This is a genomic window from Paenibacillus sp. 2TAB19 (genome assembly GCF_052115185.1).
In the GTDB taxonomy this organism is placed as follows: Bacteria; Bacillota; Bacilli; order Paenibacillales; family Paenibacillaceae; genus Pristimantibacillus.
The window spans coordinates 89,972-105,366 of sequence record NZ_JBFRGE010000011.1 but is presented as its reverse complement, the minus strand read 5'-3'; the positions used below and the strand labels follow the sequence as shown (position 1 = coordinate 105,366).

The 15,395-nt window shown below is 51.0% G+C and carries 16 protein-coding genes; 15 read left to right on the top strand and 1 reads right to left on the bottom strand.

All coding sequences use genetic code 11. The annotated features are described in order from the left end of the window. Positions 1-55: 55 nt before the first annotated feature. From AB4Z33_RS07465 to AB4Z33_RS07395, 15 genes are all read left to right on the top strand, one after another. Entirely contained in the window at positions 56-766 is a 711-nt protein-coding gene (locus AB4Z33_RS07465; RefSeq protein WP_442049321.1) for an ABC transporter ATP-binding protein, read from the top strand. Next, positions 759-2,366 (top strand): hypothetical protein, encoded by a 1,608-nt coding sequence (locus tag AB4Z33_RS07460; RefSeq protein WP_442049320.1) that lies wholly within the window; start codon positions 759-761, stop codon positions 2,364-2,366. The genes AB4Z33_RS07465 and AB4Z33_RS07460 overlap by 8 nt, the downstream gene beginning before the upstream one ends. Positions 2,367-2,455: 89 nt before the next feature. After that, complete coding sequence (locus AB4Z33_RS07455) at positions 2,456-3,085, top strand: sterol desaturase family protein (RefSeq protein WP_442049319.1); 630 nt, start codon at positions 2,456-2,458, stop codon at positions 3,083-3,085. A 132-nt stretch (positions 3,086-3,217) separates the two neighbouring features. Then, a complete protein-coding gene (locus AB4Z33_RS07450) occupies positions 3,218-3,469 on the top strand; it encodes a hypothetical protein (RefSeq protein WP_442049334.1) in 252 nt (83 codons plus the stop codon). A gap of 124 nt (positions 3,470-3,593) precedes the next feature. Next, on the top strand, positions 3,594-4,499 hold the full coding sequence (locus AB4Z33_RS07445) for a LysR family transcriptional regulator (protein WP_442049318.1): 906 nt from the start codon (positions 3,594-3,596) through the stop codon (positions 4,497-4,499). Positions 4,500-4,713: 214 nt separating this feature from the next. Then, positions 4,714-5,538: a transporter substrate-binding domain-containing protein gene (locus AB4Z33_RS07440; RefSeq protein ID WP_442049317.1), complete on the top strand. Its 825-nt coding sequence runs from the start codon at positions 4,714-4,716 to the stop codon at positions 5,536-5,538. Positions 5,539-5,570: 32 nt separating this feature from the next. Next, complete coding sequence (locus AB4Z33_RS07435) at positions 5,571-6,359, top strand: amino acid ABC transporter permease (RefSeq protein WP_442049316.1); 789 nt, start codon at positions 5,571-5,573, stop codon at positions 6,357-6,359. After that, positions 6,349-7,059 carry an amino acid ABC transporter permease gene (locus AB4Z33_RS07430; RefSeq protein ID WP_337099276.1) on the top strand — a complete coding sequence of 237 codons (711 nt, stop codon included), beginning with the start codon at positions 6,349-6,351 and terminating at the stop codon, positions 7,057-7,059. The genes AB4Z33_RS07435 and AB4Z33_RS07430 overlap by 11 nt, the downstream gene beginning before the upstream one ends. Continuing rightward, a complete protein-coding gene (locus AB4Z33_RS07425) occupies positions 7,056-7,808 on the top strand; it encodes an amino acid ABC transporter ATP-binding protein (RefSeq protein WP_337099277.1) in 753 nt (250 codons plus the stop codon). Before AB4Z33_RS07430 ends, AB4Z33_RS07425 begins: the two co-directional genes overlap by 4 nt. Before the next feature lie 21 nt (positions 7,809-7,829). Continuing rightward, positions 7,830-8,840 carry an LLM class flavin-dependent oxidoreductase gene (locus AB4Z33_RS07420; protein ID WP_442049315.1) on the top strand — a complete coding sequence of 337 codons (1,011 nt, stop codon included), beginning with the start codon at positions 7,830-7,832 and terminating at the stop codon, positions 8,838-8,840. Further along, positions 8,837-10,018, top strand: coding sequence for an amidohydrolase (locus tag AB4Z33_RS07415; protein ID WP_442049314.1), 1,182 nt, complete (start codon positions 8,837-8,839; stop codon positions 10,016-10,018). Before AB4Z33_RS07420 ends, AB4Z33_RS07415 begins: the two co-directional genes overlap by 4 nt. A 3-nt stretch (positions 10,019-10,021) precedes the next feature. Next, a complete protein-coding gene (solA, locus tag AB4Z33_RS07410) occupies positions 10,022-11,158 on the top strand; it encodes an N-methyl-L-tryptophan oxidase (protein WP_442049313.1) in 1,137 nt (378 codons plus the stop codon). A gap of 39 nt (positions 11,159-11,197) precedes the next feature. Further along, complete coding sequence (locus tag AB4Z33_RS07405) at positions 11,198-11,683, top strand: DinB family protein (protein ID WP_442049312.1); 486 nt, start codon at positions 11,198-11,200, stop codon at positions 11,681-11,683. Positions 11,684-11,699: 16 nt separating this feature from the next. Continuing rightward, positions 11,700-12,233, top strand: a complete 534-nt coding sequence (locus AB4Z33_RS07400; RefSeq protein WP_442049311.1) for a GNAT family N-acetyltransferase — start codon at positions 11,700-11,702, stop codon at positions 12,231-12,233. A 52-nt stretch (positions 12,234-12,285) separates the two neighbouring features. Next, on the top strand, positions 12,286-13,617 hold the full coding sequence (locus tag AB4Z33_RS07395; protein WP_442049310.1) for an LLM class flavin-dependent oxidoreductase: 1,332 nt from the start codon (positions 12,286-12,288) through the stop codon (positions 13,615-13,617). A 470-nt stretch (positions 13,618-14,087) separates the two neighbouring features. Here AB4Z33_RS07395 and AB4Z33_RS07390 read toward each other — a convergent pair whose 3' ends face one another. Then, positions 14,088-14,972 (bottom strand): transposase, encoded by an 885-nt coding sequence (locus AB4Z33_RS07390; protein ID WP_442049309.1) that lies wholly within the window; start codon positions 14,970-14,972, stop codon positions 14,088-14,090. Positions 14,973-15,395: the final 423 nt, after the last annotated feature.

Here is a 15,395-nt window from a genome sequence, read left to right as displayed (position 1 = left end):
TACCCCGTATGCCTAATAAGTAATCATATGGAAGAAGTACAGGGGAGGATAAGCGGTGCGGCTTATTTTGGATCAAATCGTCAAGACATTCGATGCGAAGCAAGTATTGCAAAGCGTGGAATATTCATTCGAGCAAGGTAAGATATACGGTCTGCTAGGACGCAACGGTGCGGGCAAGACGACGCTTTTCAATTGCTTGAGCCGGGAAATTGCGACGGATGGCGGCAAAACTTGGCTGGAGCAGGATGGCGTGAAGCGGGAGCTGACGGAGACGGATGTCGGTTATGTGTATTCGATGCCGATTTTGCCAGAGTTCCTTACGGGCTATGAATTCGTCCAGTTCTTCCTGGCTGCGAATCCAAGCATGAAGCGTCAGGATGCTAAGATTGACGAATGGTTCGATCGGATGCGCATGAGCCGAGAGGATCGCCATCGTCTGATCAAGGGGTACTCGCACGGCATGAAGAACAAGCTGCAAATGCTGCTGTTCCTTATTGCGAAGCCGCCAGTCATTCTTCTAGATGAGCCGCTGACGTCGTTCGACGTGATTGTAGCGCTAGAAATGAAAAATATGCTGCGTGAAATGAAAAGTGAACATATTCTTATTTTTTCGACCCATATTTTGCAGCTGGCAACCGATCTCTGCGACGAATTGGTTGTGCTGAACAATGGTCAGCTGACATCGGTGCCTTCCGAGCTGATGCACAGTCCGGAATTCGAACGTGAAGTCATTGAGCTGCTGAAGGACGATCCGACCCATGCTTAAGGCGTATCGGCTGCTGCTAGACGTATCGGTCTCTTCCTTCCTCAATCGTACGGTTTATTACTTGCGCCGGTTGCCGCTTGTCGGCCGCGCCATACCGGAGTCGCTATACGGCAGCTTGGAATGGAAGCGGGCTATCGCTTGGCTCGTTCTTATTGCACAGCTGCTATGGGCGGTCCTTAACAAAGGGATATATCTTGGACTTATGGCGTTCATGCCGGCGATGGCGATAAACGAGCGCAATCCGGAGCTTCATTCGCTAGAGTTGTTTCTAGCCATATTGTTGCCGCTTAGCTTCCTGACGGCAAGCATATGGAATGCCCGAGTGCTCGAGCCGAAGCGCGACAAGTATGTTGCCGTGAAGCTGCTTCGTATCTCGGCAACGGCATACATGAAGGTCACTTTAACGATGCGGTATACGCAATTCTTCTTATCCTTTGCAATCATGCTGTCGTTCTTCATGGCGGTGCTAGGAGGAACGGTGATTGAAGGCGTGCTCGTTGCAGCTGTTATTACGGGCTGGAGGCTGCTTGCCGAGTTGACGCATTTAGTCGTATTCGAACATACGGGCAAAATCATCATTCGAAGCACTCTGCTTGTCTGGTCAAGCATTTTTGCCGGCGGTGCGCTGGCCTATGGACTGCCTCTGCTCGGCGTCTCGCCTGCTTATGGGAGGATATTGCTGTTTCTACCGATTGTTTTGCTCGTTATCGCATCGGGTATAACGGCTGGGCTGCTGCTCGCGCGCTATAAGCGCTACCCGGAGGCGGTAGAGTCGGCGACGAAGCGGGATGATCCACTGCTTAATCTCGGTCAATACATGGCTGATTCGCGGAAGGCAGAGGTAGCGATGAAGACCGATGATCTGACGGAAGAAGAGACCTTCCGCACCGATGGGGCGGCGCTTCCTCGTGCAGACTCGGACGGCTACGATTACTTGAACCGGCTATTTTTCCGCCGTCATCGTCGTCTCGTTAGGAAGCCGCTATGGAATCGGCTCGCGATCAGCGTTAGCGTGAGCGCGATTGCCGTTTTGGCGCTAGCGTTAATCGGTGAGGGAGCAACATTGACCGAGCTGGCGAGGTTCGTGCCGTACTTCGCTTTTAGCGTATTCGTAGGTGAGAAGCTATGCCGCGCTCTATTCTACAACTGCGACATGCCGCTTATGCGCTACGGGTTCTACCGGCAAGCGGTACGGAAGCATTATGTGCTGCGTCTCGCCAGGCTGTCCGGCATGAATTTGCTGCTGTCGGTCGCGGTTGGCGCAGTGCTGACGATTGCGGCAACGTTCACCGGCAGCTTGCCGAATACAAGCGAGCTGATCGCGTTATGGATATTGCTGCTTGCTATGGCTCTGCTAATATCGGTCCATCATATGACGCTTTACTATTTGCTGCAGCCGTATACGACGGAGATGAATGCAAGGAATCCACTGTTCCTTATTGTGAACATGATGCTTTCTGCCGTATGCGCGGTCGCATTCGTCATTAGTCCTCCGATCGCAACACTAGCCATTATCGCACTGACGCTGCTGCTGTTATACTTGGTTATTGCCCTACTGCTCGTGAGTCGCTTCGGAGCGGTAACATTTAGAATCAAATAAGCTTTCGCGATATTCATCGTTGACACTCTTGGGCGGCTGTGTTGCAATCATAGTGCAGTCTAATTTGTGGATAGCGGGTGAGCGGGACGATGGCGAGAGCGCGGTTGTACAAAGATTTTTTTCTTCATACGGATATTACGGTTATGTTCGTGCTGCTGCTGGTGCTTGTTGGGGCGCATCTGGCGTTGTTCGGAGTGGGCATTCGAAGTCTGATCTGCTTCGGGGCGGGTCTCGTTGGGTTTATGTTCAGCGAATATATGACGCATCGGTTCTTCTTTCATCTGAAGGCGCCCCGCAACTCTACGTTTTTGAGATTGCTCAAGCGCTTACATTACGATCATCATACACATCCGAGCGACTTGAAGCTGCTATTCCTGCCGCTCTGGTACAGCTTGCCGAACTTAGTCGTGTTCGTTGGCGTATTTTATCTTATAACAGGTTTGCCAGACGCTTCCGCCGCGTTCGCTGCGGGACTAATTACGATGCTGCTTATGTACGAATGGAAGCATTACGTCGCCCACCGTCCGATGCAGCCTAGAACGAGGCTGGGCAAGTGGGTGAAGAAGACGCATCTGCTGCATCACTTCAAGAACGAGAACTATTGGTACGGCGTATCGACGCCGTTCGTGGATGCAATCTTCGGAACGCTTAAGGACGAGAAGCAAGTGCCGACCAGCGCGTTCGTGAAAGATTTGGAAGGGCGCCCAGAGGGGCAATAGTACGTTGGTGCGAGAAGAGGGGGGCGAGTCGCCCCCCTCTTCCTTTATTTATTCTCGTTTTTTTGTCCTGCGGCAAACTCCGCTTCGTAGATGGAGCTGACGAGCTGAAGTACCTTGCTGCCTTGATCTTGCCTGAAAAAAACGGGTATGTCGCTAGATGAGATGAAGCCGTTCCTAAGCTTGACGACACGTTCCGATCTTATGGATTTTCCAGAGCTTCACGATAGGATCGTGAACCATAAGCGGAAGATTGAGAGCCAGATCGCTTCGCTGCAGGAGGTTGTCGAGTTTATCGATTCGAAGCTGATTCATGGCGAGGCAGTGCCGCAGAATTGCACATTAACCGGCGATAGCAGTCGGAAATTGCCTGTTCGTAAACCGTAGGGCAATTAAACGAGTGGAGGAATTGACAGATGAGAAGATGTCTGTTACGTTAAACCTAATAAAACACAGTTAAATAGTTGGGATTAACGTCGTGTGAAACGGTAATGGCAAGGAGAGGTTCGGCATGAATATTGAGAATATTGAAGCGTTCGTATATGTCATTCACTGCGGGAGCTTCAACAAAGCGGCCGAGGCGCTTTATTTGTCCCAACCGTCGGTAACGGCCCGGATCAAATCGTTGGAGCAGGAGCTTGATTGCCGATTATTCGATCGTCAGGGCAAGCAGGCTCAGGTGACTGAGGACGGGAAACGATTTCTGCCTTACGCCCAGCAGCTCCTTATGATTTATCAAAAGGGGAAGCTTCATCTGAATCAGAAGAAGTCGGAGCTTAGCGAGCTGCGGATCGGATGCACCGTATCGGTATCCAACTATATCATTCCAGAGCTGCTTCCGCGGCTTAAGGAACGGTTTCCCGAGACGCATTACAAATTTACGACAGGCACGACCGACGAAATCGTAAGCAAGGTGTTAAGCAGAGAGGTCGATATCGGATTCGTTCGCAACATCTCGCATCCGAATCTGCAGTCGACGAAGTTCTACGAGGATCCCATTCGTCTCTATGCATACGATGGTCATCCGTTCATTCATAATCATAATCCGACCATTGAAGAAGTCGCCGAGCAACCGCTTGTTTTCTTCGAGTGCGGCTCGATGGATTGGCTCCGCATTCATCGGATTTTCGAGCATTTGGAGAAGTCGCCGAATATTCGGATTCATACCGATAATTCGGAGATGGCCAAGAAGCTGGTCATCCGCAAGACGGGAATCGGCTTTCTGCCCGGTCTATGCGCGCAGCAGGAAGTACGCGAAGGGAAGCTGCATGCAATAAGCGTTCCCGAGGCCGACGGCATATCTCTGCAGACGAATTTGATTGCACAGCACGGCGAGTTTGCCGAAATCATTACTGAAATAATTGATATAGGCAGAAGTTTGTTCGAGGCGAAGCCTAGCCTCTCCGCTATATCTTAATAAGAGTGCGCCCGTTGATCCTACTAGGATTGCGGGCGTTCTGCATGTCGGAAACCAAAGATTGAATTGTTGAATCGACATATAGAATATCTCTATTAGCAATAGCATTGACGAGTCGGCGAGCCAGGTGATAAAGTGAATGCAACACTAATCCTTACTTATCCACTAGGAATTATGAGGATAACAAATTAACCATTATTAGGGGGAAAAGAAAATGAAAAAATCATTATTGCTGTTAGCGTCTTCCGTGCTCGTATTAACTTTAGCAGGCTGCGGCGGAAGCAAGGATAACAACGCCGAACCGGCCAGCGCAGACGGCGCCGGCAAAGTGACAAAGATCGTTGTAGGAACGGGAACACAATTCCCTCAAGTATGCTTTATCGATGAAAACGGCAAGCTGACCGGCTTCGACGTGGAGCTGATTCGCGAAATCGACAAACGTCTGGATGAATACGAATTCGATATTCAAACGCTGGAATTTACGAATTTGCTGCTAAGCCTTGAGACGAATAAGATCGATCTCGTAGCGCATGAAATGGAGAAAAATCCGGAGCGCGAAGAGAAGTACCTATTCAACAAAGAACCGTACGCGCATTGGAGAAACAAAATCGTTGTCGCTAAAGACAACAATTCCGTTCAGTCGCTCGACGATCTGAAAGGTAAAAAAGTGTTGACGACGGCAACGAGCGCGCAAGCAACGATTCTTGAAAACTACAATAAAGAAAACAACAACGCGCTTGAAATCGTCTACCAGAACGGCGGAGCAAATGATACCGTGCAACAAGTGACATCCGGAAGAGTGGAAGCTTTCCTGGCAGCTGACTTCACCCTGTCACTCGTCGATTCGAAGCAAGAATTGAAAACGGTTGGCCCGGCGCTTAGCGAAGCAGATATTTTGTTCATGTTCCGCAAAAACGACCCTGACCAGCAAAAGCTTTCCGATCGCGTCGACGAAGCGATTAAGGAATTGAAGGCTGACGGAACGCTTGGTAAGCTGAGCTCGGAGTGGCTGGGCGATGACTTCACATCGGAAGAATAGTCTAGTAAAAGAGACTGAAGGAGGGGCACACCATGGGAGAGCCGTTTGACTTTCATTACTTGCTTGAATACTTCATAAAGCTGCTGCCTACGTTACAGATGACTCTGCTCATCGTCGTGTGCTCCATCTTGATCGGTCTGGGGATCGGGCTTATCGTAGCCCTTCCCCAGCTTTACAAAATACCGGTATTAAGACGAGTATCGCAAGTCTATCTATCGTTCTTCCGCGGAACGCCGATTCTGATCCAGTTGTTCCTATTCTATTACGGCTTGCCGGAAATATTGAAGATGGTTCAAGTAGATGTCTCGAGGGTTCCTGCTCTGTACTTCGTTATTCTGACTTATGCGCTTCATAGCGGCGCATACATGTCGGAGATGATAAGAGCGGCGGTTGGCGCAGTCGATCGCGGGCAAGTGGAGGCGGCTTATGCGGTTGGCATGACCGGCTTTCAAGCGTTCACAAAAATCGTGCTGCCGCAAGCGGCTGCCATCGCGTTGCCTGTCTTTTCCAATCTCGTAATCGCCAATCTGAAGGATACATCACTTGCCTTCTCACTCGGCATTATGGAGCTGACTGGCAAGTCGCAGACGTTGGCCGTCATGTCGAGACATTTTGTGGAGACGTATATTTCGCTCGCTATTATCTATTTCATTATTAGCTTTGGGCTTGAGAAGCTGTTCCATCTTGTCGAACGGAGGCTGCTTCGCCATGAACGCCAGATCGTTACGGATGAGAAACCATCCCGTTTCGTGAAGTGGAAGCAACGTCGATTCGCTATTACACCGGGCTTCGGCAGAGGGGGGCAAGAGAATGAAGCTTGATTTCGGATTCATCTGGACCGCATTCGTTGCCTTGCTCTCGGCGGTGCCGACAGCGCTTGCGATTACGGCAGTCTCGGTCTTATGCGGACTGATCATCGGAACGGCTGTAGCTGTTATTCGGCTCTATAAAGTTCCCGTCCTTTATCCGCTGGCCTCTGCATACGTAACCGTCATTCGCGGTACGCCGATGCTCACTCATCTCTTAATTATTTATTTCGGGCTTCCCATGCTTATCGATGGGATTGCGGAGTCGCTGGGTCTAGCATTCCGTTCCGTGTCCATACCAATGATTGGCTTCGCGTACATTTCATTCTCGATCACAGCCGGTGCCTACATGTCCGAAGTCGTTCGTTCAGGCTTGCTGGCGGTTAACCGAGGCCAGATCGAGGCCGCGTATTCGATTGGCATGACGACGCCGCAGGCGATGCGGCGGATTATTCTTCCGCAAGCATTCGCGGCAAGCCTGCCGAACCTATCGAATATGGTTATCGGCATGCTTCACGGCTCGACGCTTGCTTTCACCGTGTCRGTCGTCGAGATTAACGCCAAAGCGCAAATAGTCGCAACAACGAACTGGAAGTTTTTCGAGGCATACATCGCGGCAGCACTCATATTCTGGGGATTAACGTTCCTAATCGAGCGGCTGACTGCATTGGCAGAGAAACGATTTAATCTTTATAACCGAGGCGGTGTCTCATGATTAAGCTAACGCAAATTCGCAAGAGCTTTGGACGAAATGAAGTGCTGAAGGGCATCGACCTTACAGTCGAGAAAGGCGAGGTTGTCGCCATTCTTGGGCCGAGCGGTTCGGGCAAGACGACGCTGCTGCGCTGCATCAATTATTTGGAGAAGCCGAATGACGGTCATATCGTCATCGATGACTTCTCGGTGCAATGCAAGCGGCCGGATAAGAAGGATATTCATACGCTGCGCCAGAAGACGGCGATGGTGTTTCAACAATACAACCTATTCAAGCATAAGACGGCTCTCGAGAACGTAATGGAAGGGCTGGTCGTGGTCAAAAAAGTGCCGAAGGAGCAAGCCCGGAAGCGCAGCGTTGAACTGCTGGAGAAGGTCGGACTCGGCAACAAGCTGGATTCTTATCCGAGCGAGCTGTCCGGCGGACAGCAGCAGCGTGTCGGGATTGCGAGAGCGCTGGCGCTTAATCCCGAAGTTATTTTGTTCGACGAGCCAACATCGGCGCTCGATCCGGAGCTAGTCGGTGAGGTGCTGGCTGTAATTCGCAAAATCGCGAAGGAAGGCATCACGATGATCATCGTGACGCATGAAATGGGCTTCGCTCAGGACGTAGCGAGCCACGTCGTCTTCATGGACGAAGGCGTCATTGTCGAGCAAGGCAAGCCGAACGAACTGTTCACGTCTCCGAAGGAGGAGCGGACGAAGCAGTTTCTGAAGCGCATTACGCCCGAGGCGGCCTATTCCATCTAACGAACAGAGGAGAGAGTCAAGATGACACTTACATTTGGCATATTGGATCAAAGCATTGTTTTTCCGGGCCAGACGGCTGCGGAGGCACTTGGCAATACGGTAAAGTTGGCGCAGCAGGCGGAGGCGCTAGGTTATGAGAGGTTTTGGGTTGCGGAGCATCACGATTCGCCGGTGACGGCGGGTTCGTCGCCGGAAGTTCTCATTGCTTTCTTGCTTGCGAACACGAGCTCGATTCGGATCGGATCAGGCGGCGTCATGCTGCAGCATTACAGCCCGTACAAGGTAGCGGAAAACTTTAACGTGCTCGCATCGCTCGCGCCGGGCCGGGTAGAACTCGGCATCGGCCGCGCTCCCGGAGGTCTTCCACGTTCGACGAAGGCGCTGCAGAAAGGGATCGCCGAACCTGCGACGCTGGATGAGAAGCTGACGGAGCTGGAGGGTTTCCTTCATGGCAAGACGGGTGAAGATCACCCGCTCGCTGGTCTTGAGGCGAGTCCTCTCCCTGTACAGCCTGCCGACGTCTTCTTGCTCGGAACGAGTCTATCGAGCGCGAAGCTCGCTGCCGAACGCGGTTATCCATATGCCTTCGCACTCTTCATTAACAACGATCCGGCATTGGCAAGTCAAGCGCTAGACCTTTATCGCAGCAGCTTCAATACGGAGCATGGCAGGAAGCCGAAAGCGATACTGGCACTTTCTGTCATTGCATCGGATTCCGAGGAAGAAGCGAATGCGATAGCAGGACAGATGAAGAGCGTAAGAGTGACGCTCGCCAGCGGCAAAACGGTAAACGTCGGCTCATTGGCGCAAGCGGAGGAGTTCGCGAGACAAGCGGGCGAGACGTATACGGTCGAGGAGCGGGAGGCCGACATTACGAGAGGAACGAAGGAAACGGTCCGCAAGCGGCTGCTCGAAATTAAGGAGCAATACGGCGTAGATGAGTTTATTTTCACGACGATCATTCCTGACTTCGCGAAGAGAGTTCGTTCCTTCGAGCTGCTTAAGGAAGCGTTCCAAGGAGAGCTTGTATGAGCCGCGAGCAGTTGGTTGCGGAAACATTGCAGGTTCGATTAACCGCAATCCGCAGACAGCTGCATGAGCAGCCGGAGTTGTCGCATGAAGAGTTCGAGACGACAGCATCGATTAAGCGCTGGTTGGAGGAAGCAGGCATACGCGTCATCGATTATGGGTTGAAGACGGGCGTAATTGCCGAGGTTGGTGGTACACGCGGTGATGGCGGACCGATTGTCGCCGTAAGAGCCGATATCGACGCTTTGCCCATACAGGAGGAGACGGGATTGCCGTTCGCTTCGAAGGTACCGGGCAAGATGCACGCATGCGGGCATGACTTTCATACGGCATCCATTATTGGAACAGCTTTGCTGCTAAAGGAGCGGGAGGCGGAACTTGCCGGAACGGTGCGGTTCTTGTTCCAGCCCGCGGAGGAGAAAGCGAAGGGCGCGCAGCAACTGATTCGGGCCGGTGCGCTAGCCGGCGTCGATGCGGTATTCGGCTTGCACAACAAGCCGGACTTGCCGGTAGGCACGATCGGGATTAAGGGCGGACCGCTCATGGCGGCAGCGGACGGCTTCGTTGTTGAGGTGGAAGGTCGAGGCAGTCATGCCGCCGTACCGGAAGCAGGGCTTGACCCTATCGTAACGGCAGCGCATATGATAACAGCGCTGCAGTCGATCGTCAGCCGCAACGTTAGCGCGCTGGATAGCGCGGTCATCAGCGTGACGAGACTTAACGCCGGAACGGCGTGGAACATCATCTCGGACAAAGCGGTCTTCGACGGCACGCTGCGGACGTTCGGCGATGAAGTGCGAAGTGTGGTGCGAGAGCGGTTCGAGCAGGTTGTGCATGGCGTGGCGGCAGCTTTCGCCACGAAAGCAGCAGTGAAATGGATCGAGGGTCCGCCAGCTGTACGCAATGATCAGAAATGGGCGGAAGCTGCGATTCCGATTGCCGAGAAGCTAGGGTATAAGGTCATAGCGCCAATCCCTTCACCAGCAGGCGAAGATTTCGCTTTCTACTTGAAGGAGACGGAAGGTTTGTTCGTCTTCCTCGGAACGGACGGTCCGCAGGAATGGCATCATCCGGCCTTCGATCTTGATGAGTCTGCGCTGCCAGTAGCGGCTTCGTTCTTTGCAGCGCTTGCGGATGAAGCTCTTCACAAGCTGTCGGCACAGTCCCGTCAAGGAGGATAGACTATGTCTAATGCGAATGACGTCATCATCATTGGAGCCGGTTCGGCAGGGATGAGCGCAGGTTACGAGCTTGCTTCGCGAGGGCACAAGACGCTGATGTTAGATGCCTTCGATCCGCCTCATCAGGAAGGCAGCCACCATGGCGAGCCGCGCCTCATCAGGCATGCTTATCATGGCGGAGACGTATATGTGAAACTTGCTCTGCGCGCGGATGTGCGATGGCTGGAACTGGAGCAGTTAACCGGGAAGAAGTTGCTGGAGCGGTCAGGCGTTCTGAACATGGCCGATATTAGCTATTACGATTACGCAGGCCGTCTTGACGATGCACAGGCGAATGGCGTTGTAACCGAGTTGCTGGAAGCAGATGAAATCAATCAACGTTTCCGAGGCGTACAAGTACAAGACCGCTTCCGCGGCTTATATGAGCCGAATGCGGGTTACCTGTATAGCGAGCGATGCGTGGCTGCATACAAGCAGTTAGCTATCGCTGCAGGAGCGGAGCTTGTTACGAACACCCTCGTGACGAAGATCGTCCCGCAGCAGTCAGGTGTGACGGTGTATACGAAAGATCGCGTTTATACCGCAGAGCAGGTCATTGTCGCTGCGKGTGCAGCGTTCAACCGGTTATTTTCATACGAGGTTGTTCCAGTGAAGGCCGTTCGCAAAGTAGTAGGCTGGTTCGAGACGAGCAGCGGAAACTTCGATGCCGGCATTTTTCCTGGTTTTACATGGGGCGGCGCATTGGGCGGCTATTATGGATTTCCGAGCATTGACGGTGCCGGAGTGAAGATCGGTCGTCATGATGGAGGCTACGAATGGAAGCCGGGAGAGACAATCGCACCTTTCGGGACATACCCCGAGGATGAAGCCGATCTGCGAAGAGCACTCGAATCCTTTATGCCAGGCGCGGCCGGAAAGCTGCTTCGGGGCGTCGTGTGCAAATACGAGATRACGCCGGATGAAGATTTTATAATCGATGCTCATCCCGAGTATCCGAATGTGAGGCTGGCTGGAGGCTTCTCCGGGCATGGCTTCAAATTCGCAAGCGTGATAGGCGAAGTGCTTGCCAATCAGATTGAAGGCGTAGATACCGGCTATGATCTGACTAAGTTCAAGATCGGCCGCTTCAAATCGCATTGAGTAAATTAGAAACGTTCGTAACGACGAGGGGGAGCTTGCATGAGCCAGATAACTGAAAATGTGAAAGCTTATTTGAACGCCTATGATGAAATCGAACAAGAAATTAAGGGATTAACGGAGGAGCAGCTCAAGTGGAAAGCGGCTCCGGAATCATGGAGTGTGACGGAGGTGCTTACCCATCTTGTGGATCACAGCATCGTCGTCTCCTTCCGTATACGCGAGCTGCTATCTGGATCGGAAGCGAAGCTTCCTGCCTTCAATCAAGATGCTTGGGTGAGCGGTCAGTTTGCGAATGAAGAGGATGTGCAACATATCGTTACGGCAGCTCATGCCTTCGTTTATTACAATAGCTTGTTGTTCAAACGAATACCTACGTCAGATTGGGATCGCACGGCCGTTAATTTCAAAGGCGAAAGCGTATCGTTATCGACGATTGTTAAGGCATTTGTTACTCACGTTAATGGACATTTAGGGCAAATTCGAAGAATTAAGGCGGCTGAGTCGGCTGCACGCAACATCATATAAGAGGGCAGGTGGCAGTATGAGTCAGCAATCTATTAACATCCGTCATGCGGAACAAACCGATCGCGCAGCGATCGAAGAGGTGCTGTTAGACGCTTACGGTCAGTATGAATCGGTGCTGCCTTCGCCATATTGGGAGCAATATAAGTCAAATATATTGGAAGCCATCGATGCCGGTGCGACAAAAGCAAGATTGGTAGCAGAGCTGGATGGAGAGGTTGTTGGCAGTGTGTTCCTGTTTGATTCCTCGGAGCTTGCTTACGGCAATCCCGAGCTGGATATTCAATCTCCGATCATTCGTTTGCTTGCTGTATCGCGCAAGGCGCGCGGCCATGGCGTGGCTACCGAACTTATCCGCGGCAGCGCTAGATTGGCGCTCGAGTGGGGAGCCGAAACGCTGCATCTTCATACTTCCGATATGATGGATTCGGCCGTCCGCTTGTATGAGCGTCTTGGTTTCGAGCGAGCGTTCGACAAAGATATCGTGAACGGTGCAACGCTCGTGAAGAGTTACCGACTGCAATTGAAGGAGACAGCGTTGTTGGAAGCTTGACAATCAGTCAGCAATTTCATGCAAAAATGAATCATATAGGAGGTTGACTACAATGGCGAAGAAGCGTAAATCGATCAAGTTTGGTGCAATTATTCATGGTGTAGGAGGCAATATATCGGCTTGGAGACATCCTGAAGTGCCTGCCGATGCGAGCGTTAATCTCAATTTCTACAAACGGCAAGCACAAACGGCAGAAGCCGGTAAATTCGATCTCGTTTTTATTGCCGATGGACTTTATATTAACGAGAAATCGATTCCTCACTTCTTGAACCGGTTCGAACCGATTACGATCTTATCAGCATTAGCCGCGGTTACGTCAAAGATCGGGTTAGTCGGTACGTTGTCGAGCTCCTATGCCGAGCCGTTCACGGTCGCTAGACAATTCGGCTCGCTCGATCATATTAGCGGAGGTCGCGCAGGCTGGAACGTCGTTACTTCGCCGCTTGAGGGCTCGGCGAACAATTACAGCAAGATAGAGCATCCGACGCATGATGAGCGCTACAAAATTGCCGAGGAGTTTCTCGAAGTAACGCGCGGGTTATGGGATTCGTGGGAGGACGATGCTTTCGTAAGGGATAAGGAAGCGGGCGTATTCTTCGACCCATCGAAGATGCACCGTCTCGACCATAAAGGCGAATATTTCTCGGTCCAAGGGCCGCTTAATATTGCACGTTCCAAGCAAGGGCATCCCGTCATCTTCCAAGCGGGCTCGTCGGAGAGCGGCAAGCGGCTGGCAGGCAAAGCGGCGGACGCTGTCTTCACTGGCCATGAGAATATTGAGGAAGCAAAAGCTTTCTACAAAGAAGTGAAGGAACGTACCGTTGCCGAAGGACGAACGGTTGATGATATTGCAATCTTTCCAGGTATTGGTCCGATTATCGGCCGGACAGAAGAGGAAGCTGAGCGCAAGTATCAGGAGATCGCAGAGCTTGTCTCGATCGAGAACGCGCTGAACTACCTAGGCCGTTTCTTCGAGCACCACGACTTCTCGCAGTATCCGCTTGACGAGCCATTCCCGGATCTCGGCGATCTCGGCAGCAATAGCTTCCGCAGCGGCACGGATAAGATTAAGCAGAACGCCAAAGCTCATAATCTGACGCTTCGTCAAGTTGCGCTGCAATCGGCTACTCCGCGGGGCCAGTTCATTGGTACGCCTGAGAAGATTGCTGACCTTATTCAGCAGTGGCATGAGGAAGAAGCGGCAGACGGCTTCATTATTCACTCCTCCATCCCTACCGGGCTGAACGACTTCGTCGAGCTGGTCGTTCCTATTTTGCAAGAACGCGGCATCTATCGTACCGAATACGAGTCGGATACGCTGCGCGGCAATCTGGGGCTGCCAATCCCTGAAAACCGTTATGCGAAGCAGAAAGTAAACATCTAATTTTAGAGGTTGCATCTTAAGGCCAATTGGCATCAACTGCCGTTTGGCTTTTTTTTGCGATCTTCCGACTCTGTCTGTTAGTAGGAGTAACGAAGCTGAAACGGCAATTGGAGGAATGCATAGTTAGTTCGATCAATAAATCTTCAATCGCTGCGAATGCGAACAAAACTATATTATTTCTGTGTATGTCCCTTCTCTAAAAAAACGCTTTAGCTAACACTCCCAACAGCTCAGGAAACACTCATCGCGATAGCTGAGGAATACATAGATAGGCGAACATTAAGTCGCAAACACAACTTTGATTCCCTGTTTTTTTCAGTAGGCCCACTTCCCAAAACTAAAGTTATCCTCAGCTAAGATTCCCCGCAGCTCAGGAAATGCTTCTCATAAGAACAGGGGAATAAGATGCAAATCATTTTTGTTTTATTTAGTAGGTATTTTAACGAGACAGCGATCTACTCTTTAGTAGGCTATACAGCTTGTTGATAGGGGTTATTTTGTTGTTGATACATAGCCTGATCTTGTTTAAGACATATGTTGAGAAGGGTCTCCATGGCATGCAAGGGAGACATATGCTTTGTGTTTTGGCGGAAACAGAATTCATCCAAATATGGCTGTGCAGAGGAGGAAGGAAGGCCGTAGAAGGAAACATTTATCCAATTAAAAGCTGCTTTTGCGAACTGTTTCAATGGTGAGTGATCTACCAACCCAAAAGCAGGACGACGATGGATTACTAGATTGTTGACGTTCTCGTTGACATGAGCAGCCAGAAACTCCTCTTCGGCTTCTTGGGTAAGCAGTTTTCGCGGCTCTTGTTTGCTGGAAGTGAACTTTATTTTGTAATAGGGAACATCAGCGAGACTCGTCGAACGAGCTACTATGACGGCGCGTTCAGCTTGCTGCTTCTCCACTGTTTGGTAAAGTTTAAGACTGTAGATGGCTGGTTTGACTTCTACTTTGCCAGACAGAAGTATCGTACAATCCATGTCAGAAATAGCACGTCTGATTTTGCCCAGCATGGACCAAGCTGTCTTGTACGATACCGATATAAGCTCGGCGAGCGTAACAGCATTCATCCTCTTCTTGCATGCAGCAACTAAATACATCGTACAAAGCCATTTGTTAAGCGGAGTCTTGCTCTTGTCCATAACTGTACCTGAAGTAAGCGAGGTTTGATGCTTGCATCCGGAGCATTCGTACAAGGGCAATCGGCGAGTATTAATCGTGTATGCGGAGTTGTGATCGCAACGAGGACACCGAAAGCCGGCCGGCCACTTAAGCCGATGCAACAGTTCAATACAAGCTGCTTCATCCGAATATTGTCGTTGAAATAACACTAATTCATCTTCCATCATTAATCGCCTCCACCAAATTATAAGAACATATGTTCTTATTTAATTTTAACATAGCTTTCACGAAATAACAATGTTTGGATGCTCGAAATTTCTATAATCCGAAATGGAGTAGTAGTAACAAGTCGTATGCTAATCGCATACTGCTAGCTGCTAGTTGCAGAAGTTTCAGAGCAAAAAGTAATTTCCTGAGCAGTTGGGAAGCCTGTCTAAAGCGTTTTTTTGAGGGATAGGTTCTTAAGTCAAGGAGGAGGTGGAAGCGCCACGAAAAATGGGATGGGTTCGGACTCTGAGGTGTGAACGAATTTTTTTATTGAACTGGAGGGTGAAGGCTTCAAATTGAAGGATCTTGTTTCCTGAGCAGAAGGGAGATGTGTCTAAAGCGTTTATTTGAGGGATAGGGTCGTACGGTCGAGAATGACGAGG

What these genes read in the sequence shown, in the direction of transcription:
- AB4Z33_RS07460 (WP_442049320.1), top strand. Translation starts at nt 759, where the DNA reads ATGCTTAAGGCGTATCGGCTGCTGCTAGACGTATCGGTCTCTTCCTTC.
- AB4Z33_RS07455 (WP_442049319.1), top strand. Translation starts at nt 2,456, where the DNA reads ATGGCGAGAGCGCGGTTGTACAAAGATTTTTTTCTTCATACGGATATT.
- AB4Z33_RS07445 (WP_442049318.1), top strand. Translation starts at nt 3,594, where the DNA reads ATGAATATTGAGAATATTGAAGCGTTCGTATATGTCATTCACTGCGGG.
- AB4Z33_RS07440 (WP_442049317.1), top strand. Translation starts at nt 4,714, where the DNA reads ATGAAAAAATCATTATTGCTGTTAGCGTCTTCCGTGCTCGTATTAACT.
- AB4Z33_RS07435 (WP_442049316.1), top strand. Translation starts at nt 5,571, where the DNA reads ATGGGAGAGCCGTTTGACTTTCATTACTTGCTTGAATACTTCATAAAG.
- AB4Z33_RS07425 (WP_337099277.1), top strand. Translation starts at nt 7,056, where the DNA reads ATGATTAAGCTAACGCAAATTCGCAAGAGCTTTGGACGAAATGAAGTG.
- AB4Z33_RS07420 (WP_442049315.1), top strand. Translation starts at nt 7,830, where the DNA reads ATGACACTTACATTTGGCATATTGGATCAAAGCATTGTTTTTCCGGGC.
- AB4Z33_RS07415 (WP_442049314.1), top strand. Translation starts at nt 8,837, where the DNA reads ATGAGCCGCGAGCAGTTGGTTGCGGAAACATTGCAGGTTCGATTAACC.
- AB4Z33_RS07405 (WP_442049312.1), top strand. Translation starts at nt 11,198, where the DNA reads ATGAGCCAGATAACTGAAAATGTGAAAGCTTATTTGAACGCCTATGAT.
- AB4Z33_RS07400 (WP_442049311.1), top strand. Translation starts at nt 11,700, where the DNA reads ATGAGTCAGCAATCTATTAACATCCGTCATGCGGAACAAACCGATCGC.
- AB4Z33_RS07395 (WP_442049310.1), top strand. Translation starts at nt 12,286, where the DNA reads ATGGCGAAGAAGCGTAAATCGATCAAGTTTGGTGCAATTATTCATGGT.
- AB4Z33_RS07390 (WP_442049309.1), bottom strand. Translation starts at nt 14,972, where the DNA reads ATGATGGAAGATGAATTAGTGTTATTTCAACGACAATATTCGGATGAA.